The sequence below is a fragment of the Streptomyces sp. NPDC055254 genome, from assembly GCF_053606025.1.
Window position 1 is genome coordinate 43,500 of sequence record NZ_JBSGQV010000033.1, and the last position, 22,968, is coordinate 66,467.

20 protein-coding genes and 1 pseudogene are annotated in these 22,968 nt (G+C 73.1%); 13 read left to right on the forward strand and 8 right to left on the reverse strand.

Features of this window, described 5'->3' with window-relative positions; translation table 11 throughout:
* Positions 1 to 116: 116 nt before the first annotated feature.
* From ACWFQ8_RS25435 to cobF, 7 genes and pseudogenes are all read left to right on the forward strand, one after another.
* On the forward strand, positions 117 to 401 hold the full coding sequence (locus ACWFQ8_RS25435) for a hypothetical protein (protein ID WP_383932565.1): 285 nt from the start codon (positions 117 to 119) through the stop codon (positions 399 to 401).
* 449 nt (positions 402 to 850) lie between these two features.
* Positions 851 to 1,531, forward strand: a complete 681-nt coding sequence (locus tag ACWFQ8_RS25440; RefSeq protein ID WP_453788582.1) for a phosphopantetheine-binding protein — start codon at positions 851 to 853, stop codon at positions 1,529 to 1,531.
* 371 nt (positions 1,532 to 1,902) lie between these two features.
* Positions 1,903 to 2,777, forward strand: a protein-coding gene (locus tag ACWFQ8_RS25445; protein ID WP_453788583.1) for an IS5 family transposase whose coding sequence is annotated in 2 segments (ribosomal slippage) — positions 1,903 to 2,278 and positions 2,278 to 2,777 — 876 coding nt in all. Because the reading frame shifts where the segments join, the coding sequence is not laid out codon by codon here.
* Positions 2,778 to 2,854: 77 nt separating this feature from the next.
* Positions 2,855 to 3,292, forward strand: a complete 438-nt coding sequence (locus tag ACWFQ8_RS25450) for an HflX-like GTP-binding protein (protein WP_453788584.1) — start codon at positions 2,855 to 2,857, stop codon at positions 3,290 to 3,292.
* 99 nt (positions 3,293 to 3,391) lie between these two features.
* Positions 3,392 to 4,060 (forward strand): annotated as a pseudogene (locus ACWFQ8_RS25455) (MFS transporter); the annotation flags it as partial.
* 61 nt (positions 4,061 to 4,121) lie between these two features.
* Positions 4,122 to 4,451 (forward strand): hypothetical protein, encoded by a 330-nt coding sequence (locus ACWFQ8_RS25460; RefSeq protein ID WP_453788607.1) that lies wholly within the window; start codon positions 4,122 to 4,124, stop codon positions 4,449 to 4,451.
* A 295-nt stretch (positions 4,452 to 4,746) separates the two neighbouring features.
* Positions 4,747 to 5,499, forward strand: coding sequence for a precorrin-6A synthase (deacetylating) (cobF, locus tag ACWFQ8_RS25465; RefSeq protein WP_453788585.1), 753 nt, complete (start codon positions 4,747 to 4,749; stop codon positions 5,497 to 5,499).
* A 172-nt stretch (positions 5,500 to 5,671) separates the two neighbouring features.
* Here the strand turns inward: cobF and ACWFQ8_RS25470 are convergent, their stop codons facing one another.
* Positions 5,672 to 6,838 (reverse strand): aminotransferase class V-fold PLP-dependent enzyme, encoded by a 1,167-nt coding sequence (locus ACWFQ8_RS25470; RefSeq protein WP_453788586.1) that lies wholly within the window; start codon positions 6,836 to 6,838, stop codon positions 5,672 to 5,674.
* Positions 6,839 to 7,124: 286 nt separating this feature from the next.
* Between ACWFQ8_RS25470 and ACWFQ8_RS25475 the strand changes: the two genes are divergently transcribed.
* Both ACWFQ8_RS25475 and ACWFQ8_RS25480 read left to right on the forward strand, forming a co-directional pair.
* A complete protein-coding gene (locus ACWFQ8_RS25475) occupies positions 7,125 to 7,670 on the forward strand; it encodes a SigE family RNA polymerase sigma factor (protein WP_453788587.1) in 546 nt (181 codons plus the stop codon).
* The gene (locus ACWFQ8_RS25480) at positions 7,667 to 8,716 is read left to right on the forward strand and encodes a hypothetical protein (protein ID WP_453788588.1); all 1,050 of its coding nucleotides are present in this window, start codon (positions 7,667 to 7,669) and stop codon (positions 8,714 to 8,716) included. The genes ACWFQ8_RS25475 and ACWFQ8_RS25480 overlap by 4 nt, the downstream gene beginning before the upstream one ends.
* A 168-nt stretch (positions 8,717 to 8,884) precedes the next feature.
* On the opposite strand, the gene ACWFQ8_RS25485 is transcribed toward ACWFQ8_RS25480, so the two are convergent.
* On the reverse strand, positions 8,885 to 10,507 hold the full coding sequence (locus ACWFQ8_RS25485; RefSeq protein WP_453788589.1) for a glycoside hydrolase family 71 protein: 1,623 nt from the start codon (positions 10,505 to 10,507) through the stop codon (positions 8,885 to 8,887).
* A gap of 374 nt (positions 10,508 to 10,881) precedes the next feature.
* Here ACWFQ8_RS25485 and ACWFQ8_RS25490 point away from each other — a divergent pair, with 374 nt between their 5' ends.
* Positions 10,882 to 11,358, forward strand: a complete 477-nt coding sequence (locus ACWFQ8_RS25490; RefSeq protein WP_453788590.1) for a hypothetical protein — start codon at positions 10,882 to 10,884, stop codon at positions 11,356 to 11,358.
* A gap of 174 nt (positions 11,359 to 11,532) precedes the next feature.
* On the opposite strand, the gene ACWFQ8_RS25495 is transcribed toward ACWFQ8_RS25490, so the two are convergent.
* From ACWFQ8_RS25495 to corA, 3 genes are all read right to left on the reverse strand, one after another.
* Positions 11,533 to 13,752 (reverse strand): NADP-dependent isocitrate dehydrogenase, encoded by a 2,220-nt coding sequence (locus tag ACWFQ8_RS25495; RefSeq protein WP_453788591.1) that lies wholly within the window; start codon positions 13,750 to 13,752, stop codon positions 11,533 to 11,535.
* Positions 13,753 to 13,936: 184 nt separating this feature from the next.
* Positions 13,937 to 14,290 carry a DUF805 domain-containing protein gene (locus tag ACWFQ8_RS25500; protein WP_453788592.1) on the reverse strand — a complete coding sequence of 118 codons (354 nt, stop codon included), beginning with the start codon at positions 14,288 to 14,290 and terminating at the stop codon, positions 13,937 to 13,939.
* A gap of 139 nt (positions 14,291 to 14,429) precedes the next feature.
* Entirely contained in the window at positions 14,430 to 15,512 is a 1,083-nt protein-coding gene (gene corA, locus ACWFQ8_RS25505; protein ID WP_453788608.1) for a magnesium/cobalt transporter CorA, read from the reverse strand.
* Positions 15,513 to 15,791: 279 nt separating this feature from the next.
* Here corA and helR point away from each other — a divergent pair, with 279 nt between their 5' ends.
* Positions 15,792 to 17,951, forward strand: coding sequence for an RNA polymerase recycling motor ATPase HelR (gene helR / locus ACWFQ8_RS25510; protein ID WP_453788593.1), 2,160 nt, complete (start codon positions 15,792 to 15,794; stop codon positions 17,949 to 17,951).
* Here the strand turns inward: helR and ACWFQ8_RS25515 are convergent.
* Positions 17,938 to 18,897 carry a LysR family transcriptional regulator ArgP gene (locus ACWFQ8_RS25515; RefSeq protein ID WP_453788609.1) on the reverse strand — a complete coding sequence of 320 codons (960 nt, stop codon included), beginning with the start codon at positions 18,895 to 18,897 and terminating at the stop codon, positions 17,938 to 17,940. The genes helR and ACWFQ8_RS25515 overlap by 14 nt on opposite strands.
* 70 nt (positions 18,898 to 18,967) lie before the next feature.
* On the opposite strand from ACWFQ8_RS25515, the gene ACWFQ8_RS25520 reads away from it, so the two are divergent.
* Both ACWFQ8_RS25520 and ACWFQ8_RS25525 read left to right on the forward strand, forming a co-directional pair.
* Positions 18,968 to 19,600: a LysE/ArgO family amino acid transporter gene (locus ACWFQ8_RS25520; RefSeq protein ID WP_453788594.1), complete on the forward strand. Its 633-nt coding sequence runs from the start codon at positions 18,968 to 18,970 to the stop codon at positions 19,598 to 19,600.
* Positions 19,601 to 19,729: 129 nt separating this feature from the next.
* Positions 19,730 to 20,821 (forward strand): NUDIX domain-containing protein, encoded by a 1,092-nt coding sequence (locus ACWFQ8_RS25525; RefSeq protein ID WP_453788595.1) that lies wholly within the window; start codon positions 19,730 to 19,732, stop codon positions 20,819 to 20,821.
* A 77-nt stretch (positions 20,822 to 20,898) separates the two neighbouring features.
* Here ACWFQ8_RS25525 and ACWFQ8_RS25530 read toward each other — a convergent pair whose 3' ends face one another.
* On the reverse strand, positions 20,899 to 21,603 hold the full coding sequence (locus ACWFQ8_RS25530; RefSeq protein WP_453788596.1) for an RNase H family protein: 705 nt from the start codon (positions 21,601 to 21,603) through the stop codon (positions 20,899 to 20,901).
* Positions 21,604 to 21,610: 7 nt separating this feature from the next.
* Entirely contained in the window at positions 21,611 to 22,954 is a 1,344-nt protein-coding gene (locus ACWFQ8_RS25535) for an FAD-dependent oxidoreductase (RefSeq protein ID WP_453788597.1), read from the reverse strand.
* Positions 22,955 to 22,968 lie beyond the last annotated feature (14 nt).

A 22,968-nucleotide genomic window follows, 5' to 3' on the forward strand; every position in this document is an offset into this window, starting at 1 on the left:
CGGCCTCACCCGTCGGCTGGTCACGCACCCCCGCACGCCAACTGTGAGCTGCCCGCGGGCCCGGTAGGGCCCAGTCCGCACCCGTACCCGAAATCATTCACGCGAGGAGAGACACCATGGCCAGAGCCGCCACGACCAAGGTGACGCAGCCCGTCACGGACGACAGCATCAAGGTCCGCCAACTCAGCCACTACCAGTTCAGCTGGGTTGCCGGTGAGCCCGCTGCAAAAGGCACCCTCACCCTGCAACTCGTACTCGACGAAGGCGCCTGGGAAGAGGTGCTGACCGTCGACATCGACGACGCCGACGTCCTCCAGGACCTTTTGCGCAACACGCCGACCGTGCACTACGACGTCAGCCGCCGCACCCTGATGTTCGGAGTCACCGCCGTCGGCAGCTGAAGGTAGTGCCACCGCACCCGCCCTGACCAGCTGGCCAGCACCTCCCGCACACCGGGGGAACCTCCCCAGATCGCCGCCTCGTCCGCGACGCCGGCAGGGCCGGCACTGCCGGCCCTGCCGGCGCCGTCCTGCGCGCCGGGAGCGTACGCGAACGACCAGGCGTCCCGGGGGCACCCTGATCGCGGTCACCGCGAAGTCGAATCGGTCCAAGGCGACGGTGCCGGCCTGGCGCCGGACCGGACGAGCACCCGCTTCCCCTCGGGAAGGATCCGCGGTCGCGCTGGACTTCGTTTGATCATCATCGGGGTCAGCTGCAGGATCATCTGACGATGCGACAGTCTGATGGGTTGGTCCGACCGGCTAGGGGGAACTGGGAGTGCCGTCGAGGTCCGGCATTGGTTCGGTGGCGGCGGCTCCGGGTCCCGGTGTTCGACGAGCGGCTGCGGCCCGTGGCCGACGGTCAGGTGGGCGAGCTCTACGTCTCCGGGGCCGGCGTGGGTCGCGGCCATCTCAACCGCCCCGGGGTGACGGCCGCCCGGTTCCGGCCCGACCCGTCGGGCAACGGAGAGCGGATGTACCGCACCGGGGATCTCGTACGTCGCCGCGCCGACGGGGCGCTCGAGTTCGCCGGCCGGGCCGACGGCCAGCTCAAGATCCGGGGCTTCCGTGTGGAGCCCGGCGAGATCGAGACGGCCGCTCGCGCGCTCCCGGGCGTCCGCGCGGCGGCGTTCGCCTGCCCCACCCCGTCCGGCGCCGTCCTCGCCTTGGCGGTGGTGGCCGACGGGGACGACGCTCGGCTCGGGCAGGAGGCGGTACGAGAAGGGCTCCGGGCCGTGCTGCCCGAACGCCTCGTACCGTCGCGGATGTTGTTCCCGGAGCGGCTCCCGCGCACAGTCGCGGGCAAGACCGACCTGGCGGAACTCGTCCGGTTGCTGGAGGCCGAGGGAGACGGCATCGCGCCGGAGCCGGACCTCGCGACGCCCACCCAGCGGCTGGTCGCCCGTATCTGGTCCGAGGCGCTCGACGTGCCCGTGCACAGCGCGGATTCCGACTTCTTCGAGCTGGGCGGCCATTCCCTGGTCGCCACCCGGGTCGTCGCACGCTCCGCAAGGAGACCGGCGTACGCCTGACCATGCGACAGCTCTTCGCCAACCGGACGGTCGGGGAACTGGCCGGCGCTCTCGACGCGCTCGTCGCCGAGCAGCGGGCCGGCGTCTGATCGGCGGCGATCCCCGCGCCTTCGTCGAGCCGACCGAACCCTTCAGGAGCACCTCATTTCCGCGTCCGACGAGTAGCCCTCACGTCGACCATCCGACACCTCCGTTCCCCCGCCCTCCTCGCCCGCCCTGCCCGCGGACGAGACGGACGGCGGCCCCGACGGGACGGCGGGCCTGCCCCGCTCCTACCTGCTGTGGCTCAGCGGGATCCTGGCGTCCCTCGCGGGCAACGCCGTCTCTAGGGCCAGTTTCATAAGTGGATCAAGGTCTGTCATGATCCACTCGTGGGGCGTGGAAATCTGACGAGCGAGCAATGGGCCAGGCTGGAACCGCTGTTGCCGGTAGGCAAGAAGCCGGAGCGGCCTCTGGTCTGGTCCAAGCGGCAGCTGATCGACGGCATACGCTGGCGGACGCGGTCCGGTGCGCCCTGGCGCGACGTTCCCACACGCTACGGCGAGTGGGAGACCGTCTACGGCCTCTTCCGGCGCTGGCAGCGCGACGGCACCTGGAGCAGGATCCTCACCCATCTGCAGGTCGAAGCCGACGCGAAAGGCTTGATCACCTGGGACGTGAGCGTGGATTCGACGGTCGCGCGGGCGCATCAGCATGCGGCCGGCGCCCGTAAAAGGGGGATCTGCAGCGGGACAAACCTGGCGGAGTCGCATTCGAGCCCGCCGACCACGGCCTTGGACGCTCTCGCGGTGGATTGACCACGAAGGTGCACCTGGCGGTCGAGCACGGGCAAAAGCCGTTGTCGTTCCTCGTCACGGCCGGGCAGCGGCACGACAGCCCCGAGTTCCAACCGGTCCTGGAGCGCATCCGGGTGCCGCGCGTGGGCATTGGCAGGCCGCGTCGGCGTCCGGACCGGGTACGGGCTGACAAGACTTACGGGTCCCGAGCCAACCGCGACTACCTGCGCAGACGCGGGATCCGCTGCACGATCCCGGAGAAGTTCGACCAGATCCGCAACCGCAAGAAGCTGGGCGCCCACGGTGGGCGCCCGCCGAAGTTCGACAAGATCGACTACCGAGAGCGCCACGCGGTCGAGTGCGGGATCAACCGTCTTAAGCGCCATCGGGCGGTGGCCACCAGGTACGACAAGCTCGCCGTTCGCTACGAGGCCACCGTCACCATCGCCGTCATCAACGAATGGCTCTGATCTCCTTGGTCGGCCCCGGCCCCGGCCAGCGGAAACGCGGTATCGCTGCAGGTGGCCAGGCTTCTAACCTGTGGTCCATGTATCAGCCCAGACGCCACGACCGGCGCCCTGCTCGCCGCAAGCCACCAGAGCGCGCGCGACGCCAGTCTTCGCAGCTCACGCCCGCCGGAGCTGACGTGGTGCTGGTCGGGTACTTCTCTGCGAAGCAGAAGGACTTCGAATCCCTCATGACCTCGGCAGCCCAAGAACTGGCATCACGGGGCGCTCGGGTGGTCGTGCAGATCGTGCAGCGGCGAGGCGTCTCGGACGGCGGAGTTCAGAAGATGAGCTTGCCCTACTCCTCGCGGACCCTGCTGAGCTACGGAAAGGTCCGCGAGGTAGCTCAGGCGTGCGACCAGGCCAATGCCGACGCGGTGATCTTCGTAACTTCTTTGACTGAGCGCCAGCAGCGCGTGCTCACAGCAATGCTCGGCCGCCCTGCCATTGGCCTCTCCGAAGCCCTCTCCACTGACTGACCGTTACTCGAAGCGGGCTTTTGAAACAGGCCCTACTTCGCACTCGGCTGGGCCGCGAGTGCGCACGGCGGCGCCGTCGCGGGGCTGGTGCTGAGCGCCGTGACCCTGCCGCGCGTCCTCCTGTCCCTGCGGCAGATCGGCGGGCAGGTGATCAACATGGGCGGCGGGCCGCTCGGGGGCATCCTCGTCGGGCTCGCCGGCCTGGCGGGTGCCTCACTGGTCAATGCCGTCACGTTCGCGCTGGTCCTGGTCGAACTGGTCGCCGTCAGGCCCCGGCACGAGGTGCCGCCCCCGCCGAAGACCGGGGGCCTGCTCAAGGACGCCGCCGACGGCGTTCGCGTCGGCTTCTCCCACCCCGTACTGCGCCCGGGGCTCCTGCTGACCGGTGTCGCAGCGGGCTTCCTGCTCCCGATCCTGCCGCTGATGCTGCCGTTGCTGGCGCGCGAGGAGCACTGGGGCGCGGGCGCGGCGGGTCTGGTCGTCGGAGCGCAGGGCATCGGCATGGCGGCCGTCACCCTGGCGGTCCTGCGGCGCGGGCCCCTGGGCCGTCCCGGCCTCCTGTCCGCGCTCGGACTCGTCCTGGCCGGCCTGGGCGTGCTCGGGCTGGGACTCGCATCCGGTACGGCCGCCGCGATCGCGACCGCGACTGTCATCGGCCTCGGCAACGGCCTCTTCTCCGCCCACATAGCGCCCCTGGTCCTGGCGGCGACGCCCGAGACCCATCTGTCCCGCATCCAGGCCGTGCTCGTCCTCGTGCAGAGCCTCGCCCTGCTCGCAGGCGGCGCTGCGCCCCTTCGAGCTGTCGACCGGCCCCCTCCTGCGGGTCCGGGTGATCGACCTTCCCGGAGAGCTCCACATCGTACTGCTGGTGCTCCACCACGGTGCCTTCGACGGACTCTGCGGCGCCATCCTCACTCGGGAGCTCTGGCAGTCCTACGACGCCCACGCCGATGGGCGGACCCGGCCGCGGACCCGGCCGCGCACCCGGACCCCGTCAACGCGCCGGCCGCCCCCGCCGGAACCGAAGACTCCCGCGCTCTCCCGGAAGCCGCACCGTCACGGCGCCACCCGCCCCGGCCCCGGCCGCCCCGGCCCGCGTCGACTGGGGACTTCCCGACCCCGCCACCCCGCCGGGCCACACCCACCGGTTCGCGCCTGAACTTCCGGCCGGAAGCGCTCTCGACGCGGAACTCCTCACCGCGGCCCTGGCGTTCACCGCGGGGTGGTGCGGCCGGGAGGAGACCGTCGAGGTGGGCGTGCTCGACACCGCCGGTCCACCGTCTCCCGGCGTCCTGACGTTCAAGGCGCATGAGGACCAGAGCGTCACCGACCTGATCACCAGGCGGGGCCCGCACACCGGAGGTCGGCGGGACGGCGATGCCGGTGCGCGGGTACAGGGCGTCATTGACGCAGGTGACGAACAGAGCGACACGCACGACGGGCAGAATAGCCGGGTGAAGAAGTTCTCAGTGATCGGTATCGGCGCGGGCGACCCGGACCACCTGACCCTCCAGGCGGTCAGGGCCATCGGTGCGGCGGACGCATTCCTCATCCTGGAGAAGGGCGAGGAGAAGTCGGATCTGACCGGGCTGCGGCGCGCGATGCTCGACGCGCACGCCCGCCCCGGACACCGGCTGGTGGAGGGCCGGGACCCGGACCGGGACCGGACTCCCGCGGACTACACCCCGACGGTGGACGGCTGGCGCAGCGCGCGGGCCGAAATCTTCGAGCGGTTCGTGGAGCAGGACCTGGCAGAGGGTGAGACCGGGGCGTTCCTGGTGTGGGGCGACCCTTCCCTGTACGACTCCACGCTCGCGATCCTCGACGAGGTGCTGGAGCGGGGCCGGGTGGCCTTCGAGCACGAGGTCGTCCCCGGCATCAGCAGCGTATCGGCGCTGCTGGCGCGGCACCGGACCAACCTGAACCGGGTCGGGCGCCCCGTGCAGATCACCACCGGGCGCCGGCTGGCCGAGGGCTGGCCCGAGGACGTCGACGACGTGGTGGTGATGCTGGACGCCCGGCACGCCTTCACCGCCCACCTGGACCAGGACCTCTACATCTATTGGGGGGCCTACGTCGGCACCCCGGACGAGATCCTGGTCGCGGGCAAGCTGGCGGACGTGGCCGGGCGGATCGAGGAACTGCGGACCGAGGCCCGGGCGCGCAAGGGCTGGATCATGGACACGTACCTGCTCAGGCGAGGCTGACCGGGCGGGCGGGGGCGGCGGGGCGCGCGAGGCCGACCGGCCGGGACCGACCGGCGAAGCGGCCCGACCGGCGAAGCGGACCGGCCGGGACCGACCGGCCGCCCGGTCCCGCGCGTCCCCTCGCTCCCCCGCGCACGCTGCGGTCGGCGTCGCCGGTCCCGGGTACCGCCCGTCACCCGAGGTGCGCGGGGAGCGCGGCGGCGAAGCGCTCGTACTCCCCCGGCCGGTTGTAGACCTGCCCGCAGATCCGGATGCCCCCGCCGCCCGGCCGGGGCCAGATCAGTACCCGCGTGCGCAGCCGCGCCGCCAGCTCCTCGCGCAGGTCGACGGCCTCCTGCCGGGTCTCGGCGGTACCCGGCGGCAGCCGCAGGGTGCGCATGGCCAGGCCGTCGGTGTGCGGCAGCGGGGTGAGCCCGGGGATCTCGGCGAGCAGGGCCGCGCCGTAAGCGGCGAGGGCGGCGTTGTGGGCCCGCGCCTTCGCCGCGTCGAGCCGGTGCAGGAGGTCCAGCCCCTCGGGGGCGGCCAGCCAGCCGGTGTAGTCGACGGTGGCCCGGTACTCCACGGAGCGGGGGAATCCGCGCTCCTCCTCCCAGGACGGTACGAGGGCCCGGACCCGGTTTCGGTGCTGCGGGGCGACCGCGAGGACCCCGCTGCCCGGGGGCGCGTAGCCCCATTTGTGGAGGTTTCCGAACCAGAAGTCGGCGCCGCCGGCGAGCGGGTCGGCCAGCATGCCGGGCGCGTGCGCGCCGTCGACGACGGTGGTGACGCCCCGGGCGGCGAGGTCGGCGAGGAGCCGGGGGCCCGCGACGAGGCGTGCGGTGGGCGAGCTGATGTGGTCCAGCACCGCGACCTTGGTACGGGGCGTCAGCGCGGCCAGCACGGTCTCCCGTACGGCGTCCTCGTCGGGCAGCAGCGGGTCCAGGGCGACGGTGGTGACGGGTGCGCGGCGGGCGGCCGCCGCGACGACGGTGCCGTAGCCGTGGTCGGTCACCAGGATCTCGTCGCCGTCGGCGAACGCGATGGCGTCGAGGGCGAGGTTGGCCCTCTCGGTGGCGTTGGAGACCAACGCGATGCCCTCCGGGTCGGCGCCGAGGTGCGCGGCGATCCGGGCCCGGGCCTGCGCCAGCCGGTCGGGGACGGCGAGGAAGAAGGAGTCGGGGTCGGCGTGCGCCTGCGCCCGCAGCTCGGCCTGGACCTCCTGTACGGGGACGGGGACCGCCCCGAAGGAGCCGTGGTTCAGGTGGGCGACGGCGGGGTCGAGGCGGAACAGGGCCCGCCCGCCGGGGAACTCGGCGGGAAAATCGGCGCGGAACTCCGTCGGGGGCTTCGACTCGGTCATGGGACCTCCGTGGGTGCGGCGCGGCTGTCGTGCGGATCATCTCCCGCCGCCGCGGACACCGGTACCCCGTCACGGCGCGACCGGCACCGCGCGACCCGGCCCCGCGCGACCCACACCACGCGACCGGCCCGCGCGACCCGCCCCGCGCGCCCGCACCACGCGGCCCTCACCGCGCTGCCGAGCCGATCCGGCCGGCGGCCGGCCAGCCGACCCGATCCCATCCCATCCCGCCTGCCGGGCAACCGATTTCGCGGAAGCGGTGGTCTAGGGGGCGAGGAGGTGTTCGATGCAAGCCGAGCAAGAAGTCCAGTTCCAGTCCTTCGTGACCGCACGATGGGCTCACCTGGTGCGGACCGCGTATCTGCTGACGGGTGATCCGCACGATGCGGAGGACCTGACCCAGACCGCACTGGCCAAGGCGTACCGCTCGTGGCGGCGCGTGTGGCGCAGCGACAATCCGGAGGCGTACGTCCGCCGGATGCTGGTCACCTGCAACAGCGACCGCTTCCGCAAGCGCCGGGTCGCCGAGCGGCTGACGGCCGAGCCTCCGGACACGGGTGCGCGCGACCCCCACGCGATGTGGGCCGACGAGCGGAACGCGCTGATGAGCGCACTGGCCGAACTACCCGCGCGGCAGCGGGCCGTGGTGGTGATGCGCTACTGGGAGGACCTCTCCGAGGCCGAGGTCGCCGATGTCCTGGGCTGCGCCCCCGGCACGGTCAAGAGCCAGGCCTCGAAGGCGCTGGCGAAGTTGCGCGCACATCCCGGGCTGGAACAGGTGGGGGGCGGGCCCCGCCGTGCGAGGACGACCAAGCAAGGAGCGGCCCGATGACGGGGCGAGACGATCACGAGTACGAGCGGTACGAGGACGCGCGCGGCCACGGCCGGGGACGGGGCGCCGGCCCCGGGTCCGGCCCCGAAACCGGGACCGCGTCCGGCTCCGCCCCCGGAGGCGGTTTCGGACTCCGGGACTCCGCGGACCCGGGCGCCTTCGAGCTGAGCCTGCGCGAGCGGCTGGCCGACGGCGCCGGGGCCCTGCACCCCGGGGCCCTGCCGTATCCGGCGATCGTTCGGCAGGGCCGCCGTATGGAGCGGCGGCGCAGGCTGGCGGCCGTCGGGGCGGCGCTGGTCGTCCTGGCCGTCGTACCCGCCGCGGCGGTGGCGTTCTCCGGGAACGGAGGACCGGCGGAGTCGGCGTCGGTGGCGGACTCGGGTCCCGAGCACCTCTCGCCCACCCCGCCCCCGGCGCCCGCGCCGACCGGCCCCACCCCTCCCGCGACGGCGGGGCAGCTGGTGGACGGGATCACCCTCCAGCAGGCCGCCGGGTGGCTGGAGGAGTGCTTGGAGATCCGACTGACCAGCCCCTCGGGCGGCGCGGCGGACCTCGGGAAGGCGGCGGACTACCGGATCCTGCTGGCGCAGCGCAGCACGGGCAACGACAACAGTCCGGGTGACGGCCACTTCGTCGTGGCGGTCAAGGACCGGCCGAAGCCCACGCGGCTCATCTGCACCATCAAGAACGGGGCGGCGGACGGGATCAAGACGTCCGTCGGCGCGGACCGGTCTCCGGAGAGCGGCGCCGTGGTCCCCGACATGAACGGCGGCAGCCTCTATCTCCAGCGCTTCGCCTCCGAGGGTGCCTGGCGGCTCCCCTACCGCTGGGGCAGCATCGGCACGGTCGACTCCCGCGTGGCGAAGGTGACGGTCGGCTATGGCGGCGCCACCGTCGAAGCCGCGCTGGACCACGGCTGGTTCGCCGCGACGGGCGTCCTGGAGCGCCGGGTGACCGCCGCTCCGCGGATCAAGGGGTTCGACGCGCAGGGCGTGCTGGTCTACGACTCGGACCAGGACCGGTCCTACGACAAAGCCCTCCCCTGAGGGGTGTCCCGGCACGGCCGGGAGCAGCGGACGGCCGGGTTCGCGGAGGGACGGGGGTCCGCCGCGGTCCGGCCGTCCGGCTGTCCGGACCCGTCGGCCGGCGCGCACGGCTCGTGTCGGCGCACCCGATGCGGCGCGTACCCGGGCCCGGCCCGGCCCGGGACCGTCCTACTGGGCGCGGCCGCTGGTCGCGCCGTAGTACTGGAGGTCCTGGACCTCCACCTTGGGGTCCACCGGGTACGGCAGGGCAACGTCCGGGCCGGGCTCCCCGTCCCGGACGACCGCGGCCGAGCTGGTGCCCGGTTTCAGGGGCAGCAACTCGGAGTGGAGGCCGGCCGGTGCCTCGTGCGTGTCCTTGGCGGAGCCGACGGCCGTGCGGACGGTGGCGGGGCCGGTCAGGAAGCTGAGCACCTCCACCGTGTCCCGGGGCGCGGCGCTGCCCTTGCGCGGGGCCATGACCAGTGACTGGTCGCCGGTCGGGTCGGCGGCGGCGAACTGGGTGCGCGCGGTGAGGTAGAGCGTGTCCCGGACGATCTTCGGCCAGCTGCCCGTCTTGAACCGGGTCAGGTAGTACGAGGTCAGGTCCAGGTAGGTGTGGCCGTTGTGCAGGGAGGGCGCGAACTGCGTGCTCTCCGAGTAGTCGTTCCACGTGGTCAGCTGCACCCAGTCGGCGCCGTCGTCGATGGCGTGCGTCCAGGTGGCGCGCAGGGTAGCGGTGTTGCCGGCCTCGTCGTAGATGCCCTGGTTGGGCCGGGCGTCCTGGATCGACACGGGCTGCATCCAGATCTTGCCCATGCCGTGCGCCCGCCGGACGTCGCGGGTGGTGCTGTCCTGGCCGACGTAGCTGCGGCTGCCCCACTCGGAGAAGCCGTAGCTGATCGGGGCGAACTCCGCGCTGTTGCCCGCGAAGTCGAGGAACAGCGGTACGAAGGCGGTCCGCAGGCCGTGCCGGTCCTGGAGCTCCGCGATGAAGCGGGTCCACCAGGACACGCTCTTCGCCTCGGCTTTGAAGGGGGACACGACGAGCCTGCCGTCGGGCAGCCGGTGCGCGGCGGGCGACGTGCCGAGCGCGGCGACCGCGTCGGCGAGCACAGCCGGATCGTCGGTCTTCAAGGAGGTCATGTCCGGCATGAGCATGATCTTGAAGGCGGGATCCACCGAACGTGCGGCCTCCATCAGGAGGTTGGAGCGCTCCCAGTTCTTCCCGGTGAGGGAGAGCATGTCGAGGGTGAACCCGTCGAGGCCGGCGGCGCGCGCGGTGCGCACCTCCTGCTGGAGGTTGGCGAGTTCCCAGTTGCCGCTCTTGGGCGGGACGGGCACGGGGCGGTCGCGGAGCAGGCCGCCGTACCGCTCGTGCTTGCCGCTCTCGCCGTCCGGGTTCAGGTAATTGCGCGTGTAGTAGTCCGTGTCCGCGCTCGCGTTGTCGAGGGAGAGCGGGTACGGGGTGAAGTAGTGGGCGAACACCAGCTTCTTGCCGGCCGCGCCGGAGCGCAGGGCGGCCGGCTGGGGCATGTCGAAGGGCAGTGCGCCGGCCGGGCGTTCGGCGCCGGTGTCGACGGCGCCCCGGGGGGCGCCCTTGGCGGCCGCTCCCTTGCTCGGCGTCGGGCTCGGGGACGGCTGCGGGGCGCTCTCGCCGGGGGCCGAGGGCGCGGAGCCGGTGGCGGAACCGGGTCCGCCGGGCACCGGCGCGCCGGGGCGGGCGGTCGAACCCCCCTGCGCCGCCGACACGGTGAAGGGGTTCCAGGCGATGCCGGTGGCGACGGTGACGCCGACGAGCAGGAAGGCGGACACCAGGAGCAGCAGCCGTCGGCGGCTCCGGATGCCGGATCGGCGCCGGTGCGATGCCGGGCGCGGCGCCCGCTCCGCCCGCCGCTGTGCTCGCCGGTCCGCTCTCATGCTGATCCCCCCCGCATATGCCCCCCGCGTGGGGGCTGCACAGCAGTAGAGCCCATCACCCCCCGCCCGGACAACCGTTCCATGGCCGTGGAGGCGGACACGTACGTCACAGGGCCCACGGGAACTACGCCGGGGAGCGGGCGCCGGTGGACCGCTTCGGCGGAATGCGACATTCCCCTAGTCTTCCGGCGGAAGTGGCGCATAATCGTCGTCACGCGGCTCGAACGAACCCTCTTGCCGTGCTTGGCCACGCATGCAAGGGGGGCATCGTGCCGATGAGGGAATCCGTTTCACCATCCGTGCCGGGCACGCTGCCGGCGACGTCCGCCGAGCTGTCCCGGCTGCTCACCGCCGTCCGGCGGGGGCGGGTGCTGACCGTGACGGGCGGCTACCGCGAGCCGCGCAGCCTGCTGGTGCGCGAGATCGCCCGGCGGCTCGCGTCGAATTTCTACGACGGGGTGGCCGTCGTCGCCATGGACCCGGCCGGGGGCGTCCACGGCGTCCCCGAGCTGACGGCGGAACTGGGCTGCGCGCCCGGCAGGCCGTTGTTTCCGGGCGGGACGGCGGGCGCCGCCTCGTGGCTGGCCGAACGCGACACCCTGCTCGTCCTGGACTGCGCCGACCAGCTCGGCCCGGATGCCCTGGCCTGGCTGCGGAACCTGCTCGCGGTGGCCCCGGGCGTACGGATCCTCGCGGCCGGGCTCTCTCCGCTGGCCTTCGAGCAGGAACGGGTCCACCGGCTCTGAGGGCGGGGACGGGGCTGCCCGGAGCGACGGAACCCCACGAGGTCACCCGCCGAGAACGCCGGCGCACGGCCGGGCCATCGGCCGGCGGTCCCCGGACGCACGCCCGCCCCGGCCGGGCACGGGGCCGGCCGGGGCGGGTGCGCGTCAGGAGCGCGCGTCACACGGTGGCGAGGATCAGCCCAGGAGGGACAGCGCCTGGTTGAAGGTCGCGGACGGGCGCATGATCTCGGTGGCCTTGGCGGCGTCGGGGCGGTAGTAGCCGCCGATCTCCGCCGGAGAGCCCTGCACCGCGATCAGCTCGGCGACGATGGTCTGCTCCTGCTCGCCCAGCGTCTTGGCGAGCGCCGCGAAGCCGGCCGCCAGCTCGGCGTCGTCGGTCTGCTTGGCCAGCTCCTGCGCCCAGTACAGCGCGAGGTAGAAGTGGCTGCCGCGGTTGTCGATGCCGCCCAGCTTGCGGCTCGGCGACTTGTCCTCGTTGAGGAAGGTGCCGGTCGCGCGGTCCAGGGTGTCGGCCAGCACCTGGGCGCGGGCGTTGCCGGTGGTGGTCGCGAGGTGCTCGAAGGAGACCGCCAGCGCGAGGAACTCGCCGAGGCTGTCCCAGCGCAGGTAGTTCTCCTTGACCAGCTGCTGGACGTGCTTCGGGGCGGAGCCGCCGGCGCCCGTCTCGAAGAGTCCGCCGCCGTTCATCAGCGGGACGACCGACAGCATCTTGGCGCTGGTGCCCAGCTCCAGGATCGGGAACAGGTCGGTGAGGTAGTCACGCAGCACGTTGCCGGTCACCGAGATGGTGTCCTCGCCGCGGCGGATGCGCTCCAGGGAGAAGGCCGTGGCCTCGACCGGGGAGAGGATCTTGATGGTCAGACCCTCGGTGTCGTGGTCGGCCAGGTAGGTGTTCACCTTGGAGATCAGCTGCGCGTCGTGCGCGCGGCCCTCGTCCAGCCAGAACACGGCCGGGACACCGGTGGCGCGGGCACGGGTGACGGCGAGCTTCACCCAGTCCTGGATCGGCGCGTCCTTGGTCTGGCAGGCGCGGAAGATGTCGCCCTGGGCGACCTCCTGCTCCAGAACCGTGTTGCCCGCGGCGTCGACGAGGCGCACGGTGCCGGCCTCGGCGATCTCGAAGGTCTTGTCGTGGCTGCCGTACTCCTCGGCCTTCTGCGCCATGAGGCCGACGTTCGGCACCGAGCCCATGGTGGCCGGGTCGAAGGCGCCGTGCGCGCGGCAGTCGTCGATGACGACCTGGTAGACGCCGGCGTAGCTGCTGTCCGGCAGGACCGCGAGGGTGTCGGCCTCGGCGCCGTCCGGGCCCCACATGTGGCCGGAGGTGCGGATCATGGCCGGCATGGAAGCGTCGACGATGACGTCGCTGGGGACGTGCAGGTTGGTGATGCCCTTGTCCGAGTCGACCATCGCCAGGGCCGGGCCCTCGGCGATCTCGGCGTCGATGGACGCCTTGACGGCGTCGCCGTCGGGCAGCGCGCCCAGGCCGTTCAGGACGGCGCCGAGGCCGTCGTTGGGCGACAGGCCCGCGGCGGCGAGGGTCTCGCCGTAGCGGGCGAAGGTCTTCGGGAGGAAGGCGCGGACCACGTGGCCGAAGACGATGGGGTCGGAGACCTTCATCATCGTGGCCTTGAGGTGCACGGAGAACAGCACGTCCTCGGCCTTGGCGCGCTCGATCTGCTCGTTCAGGAAGGTGCGCAGCGCGTCGACGTGCAGGACGGACGCGTCGACGACCTCGCCGGCAAGGACCGGTACGGACTCGCGCAGGACCGTGGTGGCGCCGTTGGCGCCGACGTGCTCGATGCGCAGCGTGCCCGCTTCGGCGATCACGGCGGACTTCTCGGTGGAGCGGAAGTCGTTCTCGCCCATGGTGGCGACGTTCGTCTTCGACTCGGGTGACCAGGCGCCCATGCGGTGCGGGTGCGCCTTGGCGTAGTTCTTGACCGAGGCGGGGGCGCGGCGGTCGGAGTTGCCCTCGCGCAGGACCGGGTTGACGGCGCTGCCCTTGATCTTGTCGTAGCGGGCGCGGGCCTCGCGCTCCTCGTCGGTCTTCGGGTCGTCGGGGTAGTCCGGGAGGGCGTAGCCCTGGCTCTGGAGCTCGGCGACCGCGGCCTTCAGCTGCGGGATCGAGGCCGAGACGTTGGGCAGCTTGATGATGTTCGCCGCCGGGGTCTTCGCCAGCTCGCCGAGCTCGGCGAGGGCGTCGTCGATCCGCTGGTCCTCCTGGAGGTGCTCCGGGAAGCTGGCGATGATCCGACCGGCCAGGGAGATGTCACGGGTCTCGACATTCACACCGGCCGTCGACGCGTACGCCTGGATCACAGGCAGGAACGAATACGTCGCGAGGGCCGGGGCCTCGTCAGTGTGCGTGTAGATGATGGTCGAGTCAGTCACCGGATGCTCCGCTCCACAGTCTGCGTCTCTCGTCTGCAACATTGCTCGACATCAAGATATCTCGTGATCGGGGCTCTCTGGACAGCCCCCTGCCGTCCGCCGCGAGAGACGCGCGTCACGCGGGAGCGCCGCCGCCGACGTGACGCGTCGGCGGCGGGGCGCCGTGCTCGGTGCGGGTGCCCGGTCAGGCCCGGACGGCCTTGGGGCTCGGGCCGTACTCGTTCGCGTGGGACTGGCCCTCGGTGGCCATCAGGACGATGAGCCAAATGGCACCGGCGAGCGGGATGAGCGCCACGAAGCACCACCGGCCGGACTTGCCGATGTCGTGCAGCCTGCGCACGGCGAGGGCGATGGTCGGCAGCGCGACGGCGAGGGCGTACACGCAGTAGAGGATCATTGCGGCGCCCACGGCAATGTCGATGATCAGCACCGCGACGGCCACCGCGAGGTTGCACAGGGCAAACATCCACCATTCCTGGCGGCGGGCGCGGCCGGCGAAGACGGCGTACTTCCTCAGGACATCGGTGTAGTAGTGCATGTGTCCCCCCGCGAAACGGATCTCCGGCCCGTCCTGCTGGAGTGGGCCGCGGCAGAATTTATGCCCGCCTTACATCGCGGTCAAGGCACTTCACAGGACCGGGAACCGGCCGGGCCCACCGGCGCGGACCCTCCGGGGCTCAGAGCCAGCCGTTGCGCCGGAAGCCCCGGTGGATGACGAAGCAGGCGACCGCCATGACGCCGAGGACGAGCGGGTAGCCGTACGTCCACCGCAGTTCGGGCATGTGGTCGAAGTTCATGCCGTACACGCCGCAGACCATGGTGGGGACCGCGACGATGGCGGCCCAGGCCGTGATCTTGCGCATGTCCTCGTTCTGCGCGACGGTCACCTGCGCGAGGTGGGCCTGGAGGATGGAGTCGAGGAGGTTGTCGTACGCGCCGATCTGCTCGGTGGCCCGGGTCAGGTGGTCGGCCACGTCGCGGAAGTACGCACGGATCTCCGCCGGGATGGCCGGTATCGGCTGCGTGCCCAGCTGCTGGAGCGGGCGGCCCAGGGGCGCCACCCCCCGCCGCAGCTCCAGGAGTTCGCGCTTGAGCTGGTAGATCCGCCCGGCGTCCCCCCGGCCCCCGTGCTCGCTGAACACCGCGGTCTCCACGGCGTCGATGTCGTTCTGCACCGCGTCCGTGACCGCCAGGTAGTCGTCCACCACGTGGTCGGCGATGGCGTGCAGCACCACCGCGGGACCCTTGGCCAGTTGCCCCGGGTCGGCCTCCAGCGCCTCGCGGACCGGCCCCAGGGTGCCGCGGCCGCCGTGCCGGATGGTGATGACGAAGTCCTCGCCGGTGAACGCCATCAGGTCACCGCTCTCCACCACCTCGCTGGTCGCGGTCAGCTCCTCGTGCTCGACGTAGCGCACGGTCTTGAACACGGAGAACAACGTGTCGTCGTACCGCTCCACCTTGGGGCGCTGGTGCGCGTGCACGGCGTCCTCGACGGCGAGGGGGTGCAGCCCGAACAGGGCGGCGAGCCCGCTGAGCTCCTCCTGGGCGGGCTCGTGCAGACCGATCCAGACGAAGCCGTCGCCCGTCTTGCGGACCCGGCGCAGCGCCTCCTCGACCTCCCCGCAGCCTTCCTGCCGTACGCCGTCCTGGTAGACGACGCAGTTGACCACCGCGCTGCCCAGCGGGGAGCGGGACGGGTGGCTGAGGTCGACGGCCCGCCGGTAGCCGCGGCGCACGACCCGGCGCAGGTTGCTGAACATGGACAAGGTCGCACTCTCCCCTTCGGCGGAACTCCGGCCAGTGTGCCACCGCCTCCGGCCGTGCCACCGACCGGTGGGACGGGAGGGCCCCCACGGGGCGGACAGGGAGGGTCGGCGCCGTGAACGCCGCCGTGAAACGACAAAGGCGAAGAGGACAACTCACTCTTCGCCACTCTCAAGTTATAGCGCAGCAGGGGGCTTGCGGCAAGGCCCCTGAGCTGGGGCACAATCGCGGACCCGGGCCGGAACCTGCAGAAATGGGAGCTTCACGAAGTGCGTGTGCCTTTGTCGACCACCAGTGCTTTCGACCTTCCCGACCACCTCTCCCCCAAAGCCGACCCCATCCTGATCGACGGCGACGAACGGCACTTCGCGGCCATCTCCGAGAGCCTCGGGCAGACCGTGGCCGAACTGTCCGAACGCCTCGAAGCCGAACGCCGGGCGCCCGGCGGCCGCGGCCGGGCGGCCATGGACCGGGACGCGGAGATCCACCGCCTCACCGGCCGCCTGCGCACGCTGCGCCGCTTCGGTCTGGACCTGTGCCTGGGACACGTCGTCCCGGCGGACGGCGCCGAGCCCGTGTACATCGGCCGCCTCGGCCTCACCGACAGCACCGGGCGCAGGCTGCTGCTCGACTGGCGCTCCCCCGCGGCCGAGCCGTTCTTCGCGGCGACGCACGCCGATCCGATGGGCCTGACCAGCCGTCGCAGGTACCGCTGGACCGGCGGACGGGTCAGCGACTACTGGGACGAGGTCTTCACCGCCGACGGGCTGGAGGGGCACGCCGCGCTCGACGACCAGTCCGCTTTCGTCGCGAGCCTGGGCGGCACCCGCTCGGCCCGGATGCGCGACGTCCTGGCGACCATCCAGGCCGACCAGCACGCCGTCGTCCGGGCCGGGTCCCGGGGCGCGCTCGTCGTCGACGGCGGACCGGGTACGGGCAAGACCGTCGTCGCCCTGCACCGCGCCGCCCACCTGCTGTACTCCGACCCCCGGCTGCGCGACCGTCGGGGCGGCGTGCTGTTCGTCGGTCCGCACCAGCCCTATCTGGCCTACGTCGCCGATGTCCTGCCCAGCCTCGGCGAGGAGGGCGTGCGGACCTGCACCCTGCGCGACCTCGTCGCCGAAGGGGCCGCGGCCGCGGTCGAGTCCGACCCGGGCGTGGCCCGCCTGAAGGCGTCCGCCGAGCTGGTGAAGGCGATCGAACCGGCCGTCGCCCTCTACGAGGAGCCGCCGACCGGGGGGATGACCGTTTCGAGCCCCTGGTCCGATCTCTGGCTGAGCGCCGACGACTGGGCGGTGGCGTTCGAGGCGGCGGAGGGCGTCGCGCACAACGAGGCGCGCGAGGTGATCCGGGAGGAGCTGGTCGCGATCCTGATGGACAAGGACGACAGCGACGCCCCGCCCCAGCTGCTGCGCCGGTCGCTGCTCCAGGACCGGGACCTGATCAGGACCCTGGACCGGGCGTGGCCGATGCTGGAGGCGACCGACCTCGTCGGAGACCTGTGGTCGGTCCCCGCCTACCTGCGCACGTGCGCTCCCTGGCTGGCCGCCGAGGACGTGGCCGCGCTCCAGCGGGCGGACGCCCACGCCTGGACGGTGTCCGACCTGCCGCTCCTGGACGCGGCCCGGCAGCGGCTCGGCGACCCCGGGGCCTCGGTGCGCAGGCGTCGGCACGACGCCTCGGTCGCCGCCGAACGCGCGCGCAGGGCCGATGTCATCGACGGCCTGCTGGCGGCCGACGACGACGGGGAGGGCGCGGTGACGATGCTGCACGGGCGGGACCTGCGGGACACCCTGATCGACGAGGCGGAGCGGCCCGGCCCCGAACGGGACCTGCTGGCAGGACCGTTCGCCCACATCGTCGTGGACGAGGCCCAGGAACTGACGGACGCCGAGTGGCGGATGCTGCTGCTGCGCTGCCCGTCCCGGAGCTTCACCGTCGTCGGCGACCGGGCCCAGGCCCGCCACGGGTTCACGGAGTCGTGGCGGGAACGACTGGAGCGGGTGGGACTCGACCGGATCACCGTGGCCTCGCTGAGCATCAACTACCGCACGCCGCAGGAGGTCATGGCGGAAGCCGAGACGGTCATCCGCGCGGCGCTCCCCGACGCCAACGTGCCCGCCTCCGTCCGCAGCAGCGGTATCCCCGTGGTCCACGGCTGCGTCGCGGAGCTGGACGCGGTCCTGGACACCTGGCTCGCCGCGCACGCCGACGGAACCGCCTGCGTCATCGGCACGGGCGACGTCGCCGGGGGCGCGTTCCGGGCGAGGCCCCGCGTCCGGTCGCTGACGCCGGAACTGTCCAAGGGGCTCGAATTCGACCTCGTCGTCCTCATCGACCCGCAAACGTTCGGCACGGGCGTCGAGGGCGCCGTCGACCGCTACGTCGCGATGACGCGCGCGACGCGGCAACTGGTGGTCCTCACGACCCCCTGACACCGGGTCGACCCTGCCCGCCCCCCGCAGGGGCGCGCAGGGCCCGGGCGGCCGCTTCGCCGATCACCCGCGCCACCATCGACAGCAGCGGCGAGTCCAGCTTCCACTGCTGCCAGTACAGCGGTACGTCCATCGGCCTGCGCGGCGCGAGCAGCACGAGCTCACCGGTCCGTACCAGCGGCTCGGCCTGCGGCTCCGGCACCAGACCCCACCCCAGCCCGGCCACCACCGCGTCGCGGAACCCCTCCGAGGTCGGCATGGAGTGCCGCACGGTCCCGGCGCCGTCCGCCGCGCCCCCGGCCAGGGAGCGCACGAAGGCGTCCTGGAGCTCGTCCTTGCGGTCGAACACGATCGTCGGGGCCTCGCGCAGGTCCCGTACCAGCGCCCGCATCCCAGCTCCCGCCCCCGGCAGGTACCGGGCCGCGAAGCCGGGGCTCGCCACCGGCAGGTACCGCGCCAGCCCCAGCCCCCGTACGGTGCACCCCGCCACCGGGTCCGGGGAGGAGGTGACCGCCGCCATCACCTGCCCCTCCCGCAGGAGCGCCGTGGTGTGCGACTCGTCCTCGCGGTGCAGTTCGAAGCAGACCGGCGGATCCTGCGGGACCCGGCTCAGGGCGGGCAGGAACCAGGTCGCCAGCGAGTCCGCGTTCACCGCGATCGGCAGCCGCACCGGGCCGGCCCCGTCGGCCATGCCCAGCTCGCTCCGGGCGTCCCGCTCCAGCCGGGCGAGCTGCCGGGCGAACCGGACCACCACCTCGCCGGACTCCGTCGCCCGGACCGGCTTGGTCCGCATGAGCAGCACGCGCCCGGTCCGCTGCTCCAAGGCCTTGACGCGCTGGCTGACGGCGGACGGCGTCACGTGCAGCGCGGCCGCGGCGGCGTCGAAGGTGCCCTCGTCCACGACCGCCAGCAGCGTCCGCACCTGGTCCAGGGGAAGTTCTTCCATCACGAACGCTAAGGGTACGTAAAAATCTTTAGCTGTACTGAAAGCGGAGCGGCTGACTACGGTTGATCCCATGACACACGGCATCATCACGGCGGCGCTCGCCGGCTTCGGAACCGGCCTCTCCCTCATCGTCGCCATCGGCGCGCAGAACGCACTCGTCCTGCGCCAGGGGGCTCGCCGCCACGCGGTCCTCGCCGTCGTCGCCATCTGCGCCGTCTCCGACGCGCTCCTGATCGCCCTCGGCGTGGCCGGCGTGGGCGCCTTCGTCACCGCCTGGCCCGCCGCCCTGACGGTGGTAGGGATCGCCGGTGGCGGGTTCCTGATCTGCTACGGGCTCCTCGCCGCCCGCCGCGTCCTGCGCCCGGACCCCGGCGCGGCCCTCACCGCCGGGGACGCGCCGGGCGCCGCTCCCGGCTCCGCCCGCCGGGCGGTACTGGCCTGCCTGGCCATGACCTGGCTCAACCCGCACGTCTACCTCGACACCGTCCTGCTCATCGGCTCCCTCGCCGCGGACCGGGGCGATCTGCGCTGGGCCTTCGGTCTCGGCGCCGGACTGGCCAGCCTCACCTGGTTCGGTGCGCTGGGCTACGGCGCCAGGCTGCTCAGCGGCCTGCTCGCCCGGCCCAAGGCCTGGCGGGTCCTGGACGGCGTCGTCGCCGCGACCATGGTCACCATGGGCGGCATGCTGCTGGCCCGCGCCTGACCCCCGCATGTCGGGCGCCGGGCGCGGGGACACCGGGGTGATAGTGCTGAGGAGCCGGGTGGCGCACCGCCCCGGAGCGCGGCTTCCGGGACACCGCCCCGCCTCCGACAGCCGACCTCAGGAGCCGCCGTGCCCGACCGCCCCTCCGCCGACCGCCCCTCCGCCGACGGCCCCTCGCCGGGCGGCCCGTCCCCCGCGGACGTGCGCGCCTACTACGCGACGCGGCCCGCCCCGCTCGTCGCCGCCACCGCGATCGTCCTGGACGGCGACGGGCGGGTCCTCGTACTGACGACCTCGTACAAGGCGGACCTGGAGCTGCCGGGCGGCACCGTCGAGGACACCGAGACCCCGGAGGAGGGCCTCGCGCGCGAACTGAAGGAGGAGCTCGATCTCACCGTGCCGGTGGGACGGCTGCTCGCGGTGGACTCCCGGCCGCCGGGCTCGCTGGGCCGCTCCCTCGTCGCGCACGTGCACCTCGTCGGCCCGCTGTCACCGGCGGAGGCCGCCGCCCTCTCCTTCGTCGACGGCGAGATCACCGCGGCCCGCTGGCTCCTGCCCCGGGAGGCGTACACGGCCCTGCCCGCCCGCGTCGCCCCCCGGCTCAGGGCCGGCCTGGCCGCCCTGCACGCCGGCTCCATCGCCCACCTCGTCGACGGGGTGCCGCAGCCGGGCTCCCCGGCCGGCCTGGATCCGTCCCGGCGCGCGGCGCTGGAGCACGCCGGGGTACTGGACGCCGCGAGCCACCGGGCGAACCGGCCCAAGGCCCTCACGTCGGCGAGCGTGCTGTTCACGGATTCCGGGGGCCGGACCGTTCTGGTACGGCCCGCGTACGGCAGGGCCGACCGCTGGCACCTGCCCGGTGGCGGCATCGACAGCGACCTCGGCGAGACCCCGCGGGCCGCCGCCCGTCGGGAGGTCGGCGAGGAGCTCGGTCTGGACCGCGCCCCGGGCCGCCTCCTCGCCGTCAACTGGGCCCACAAGCACGGCCGCCCGGCCCGGGTCCGCTTCCTCTACGACGGCGGGGTCCTCGACGCGTCCGACCTCGCCCGCGTCCGACTGGACCCCGCCGAGCTCCTCGATTGGCGCGCCGTCGACCGCGCGGACCTGCGGGCCCTGGTCAAGCCCTCGCTCCGCCGCCAGATCGAGGCCTGCCTCGACGCGCGCGACAGCGGCCGCGGCCCGCTGGAACTGCACGCCGGCCGCCTCGTGCCGGAGGGCTGAACGGGCGGTGCTCCCGTGCCCGGACCGAGCGCCCGGCGGCGGGTGGATCCGCCCGTCGGGCGGGCGCGCGGCTCGGACTACGCGGGGGTGCCGGCCTCGGCGCAGGCCGCGTGGCCCCAGCGGTTCCCGTTCTTGGCGATCATCTCCCCCGCGGCGTACGGCTGTCCGCACGGGCAGCTGCCGGGGAACTTCGCCTTGATGGCCCGGGACGCGGCGCGGCCGGCGGTGGCGCCCGGGGCGGCGGACTTCCGCGCGGCGCCCTTGCGGGGGGCCGGCCCGCTGCGCGCCGGCGCCGGTACGGGCATGTCCTGGTCTCCCAGGGCGGTTCCGGCGGCCTGCTGGGTGAGCGCGGCCTCGCTCGCGGCCTGGTCGGCGATGGCGTTCAGGTGGTCGCCGTCCTCGCGGTGCGCCGGCACGTATTGGAACGCCACGTCCCGGTCGGTCAGCAGCGAGTCGATCCGTTCCACCAGTTCGCGGTTGGCCACGGGCCCGCCGGAGGAGGTCTTCCAGCCGTTGCGCTTCCAGCCCGGCAGCCACTGGGTCACGGCCTTCATCGCGTACTGGGAGTCCATCCTCACCTCCACGGACGTTCCGGGGTCCACTGCTTCGAGCAGCCGCTGCAGGGCGGTGAGCTCCCCGACGTTGTTGGTGGCGCGCCCCAGCGGGCCCGCTTCCCACCGCTCCGGCTTCCCCTGGGGGTCGGCGATGACCCAGGCCCATCCGGCCGGTCCGGGGTTCCCCTTCGCGGCTCCGTCACAGGCGGCAATGATGCGATCAGACATCCCCCGATCATGCCTCACGGCGCGAGGAGCGCAGGACGCGCAGGACGAAGGCGGGGGCGAGCAGCCACTCGGGGCGGCGGACGAGGCCCGCGACCTCGCCGAAGCGGATGCTGACCGCGTCGTCGTGCCGCGCGGCGCGGGCGACCCGTTCCAGGTACCGGTTGAACAGGTCGGTTCCCGCCGGTTTGGGGCCGGTGGTGCCCGCGTAGGCGAAGTCTCCCCCGACCGCGAGGGACCAGGGGGCGGCCACCGTCCGCGCCACCGCGTCGAAGTAGCGGCGGCCGAAGGCGTGGCCGATGGTTCCCGTGTGGTCGAGGCAGTCGCCGAGCACCACGGCCTGCCGCGCCGCCGAGGTCATGCCCTGTCCGTGGACCGGGTCGAGCTCGGCGACGGCGTCCCCGAGCAGCACCCACCCGGAGGGGAAGCGCCGCAGCCGCTCCACGTGGCGGCGCCGGTTCTCGGGGAACCGGTCGGCCACCGGCTCCGTGAGCGGTTCCGAGCCGGCCATGAGGTCCGCGACGACCGGGGAGTCCAGCGAACGGGCGAAGGCCAGCCGGCCGTCCTCGTCGGCGGGCGGCACCTCGCCGTTGACGCCGACCAGGCCCACGATCCAGCGGGCTCCCTCCTGCGGCAGGGCCATCGCCCACCGGCGCAGGGAGGGTGCCCCGGTCACGACGGCCGCCTTCCAGTCACGGGCCGCCGCGCCCGCCTCGTCACGGCGGTAGACCCGGCTCGCGTAGTGGATGTCGACGCCGACCGCGGACAGCGGCGGCGCCCCGTACCCCAGGTCCGCGAGCCAGCTCAGGCTCCGGGCCCCGCTGCCGGTGGCATCGACCACGAGGGCGCACTCCAGGGTGGCGCCGCCGGCCAGCCGGACTCCGGTGATGCGGGTGCCCGAGGCATCGGTGACCAGCCCGTGCGCCCGGGACCGCCCGCGCACGCTGACGTGTCCGAGCCCGGCCAGGCGCCCGCGTACCGTCGCTTCGAGGAAGGGCCGGGACATCACCGGCACGCGCAACCCGGACGCCGGACGGGCCAGCACGCCACCGCCGCGGTGCCGGTGGACGTCTCGGCAGAGGTCGAGTTCGATCGCTCCGCCGTCGTACAGCTCCCCGGTGATGCCCGGGAACCACTCCTCCAGGAGCCGCGCGCCCGGGCGCAGCAGCAGGTGGGGCTGGCGGCCCTGCGGGACCCCGGGGCGCCAGGCGCTGCCGTGCGCCAGGGGGTCCTCGTCGATCACCACGACCTGGTCGAAGCGTTCCGACAGCACCCGGGCGGCGCACAGTCCGCCCATGCCCGCGCCGACGACCACAGCCGTCCGCGCCACTCTGCGGGGCTCACCACGGGGCATCCGAACACCTCCGA

Excerpts from the sequence above, each read along its gene's own strand:
- ACWFQ8_RS25435 (WP_383932565.1), top strand. The coding sequence starts at position 117 with ATGGCCAGAGCCGCCACGACCAAGGTGACGCAGCCCGTCACGGACGAC.
- ACWFQ8_RS25515 (WP_453788609.1), bottom strand. The coding sequence starts at position 18,897 with ATGGAAGAACTTCCCCTGGACCAGGTGCGGACGCTGCTGGCGGTCGTG.
- ACWFQ8_RS25480 (WP_453788588.1), top strand. The coding sequence starts at position 7,667 with ATGACGGGGCGAGACGATCACGAGTACGAGCGGTACGAGGACGCGCGC.
- ACWFQ8_RS25450 (WP_453788584.1), top strand. The coding sequence starts at position 2,855 with ATGTATCAGCCCAGACGCCACGACCGGCGCCCTGCTCGCCGCAAGCCA.
- ACWFQ8_RS25535 (WP_453788597.1), bottom strand. The coding sequence starts at position 22,954 with ATGCCCCGTGGTGAGCCCCGCAGAGTGGCGCGGACGGCTGTGGTCGTC.
- ACWFQ8_RS25470 (WP_453788586.1), bottom strand. The coding sequence starts at position 6,838 with ATGACCGAGTCGAAGCCCCCGACGGAGTTCCGCGCCGATTTTCCCGCC.
- ACWFQ8_RS25530 (WP_453788596.1), bottom strand. The coding sequence starts at position 21,603 with ATGTCTGATCGCATCATTGCCGCCTGTGACGGAGCCGCGAAGGGGAAC.
- ACWFQ8_RS25475 (WP_453788587.1), top strand. The coding sequence starts at position 7,125 with ATGCAAGCCGAGCAAGAAGTCCAGTTCCAGTCCTTCGTGACCGCACGA.
- ACWFQ8_RS25520 (WP_453788594.1), top strand. The coding sequence starts at position 18,968 with ATGACACACGGCATCATCACGGCGGCGCTCGCCGGCTTCGGAACCGGC.
- ACWFQ8_RS25500 (WP_453788592.1), bottom strand. The coding sequence starts at position 14,290 with ATGCACTACTACACCGATGTCCTGAGGAAGTACGCCGTCTTCGCCGGC.
- corA (WP_453788608.1), bottom strand. The coding sequence starts at position 15,512 with ATGTTCAGCAACCTGCGCCGGGTCGTGCGCCGCGGCTACCGGCGGGCC.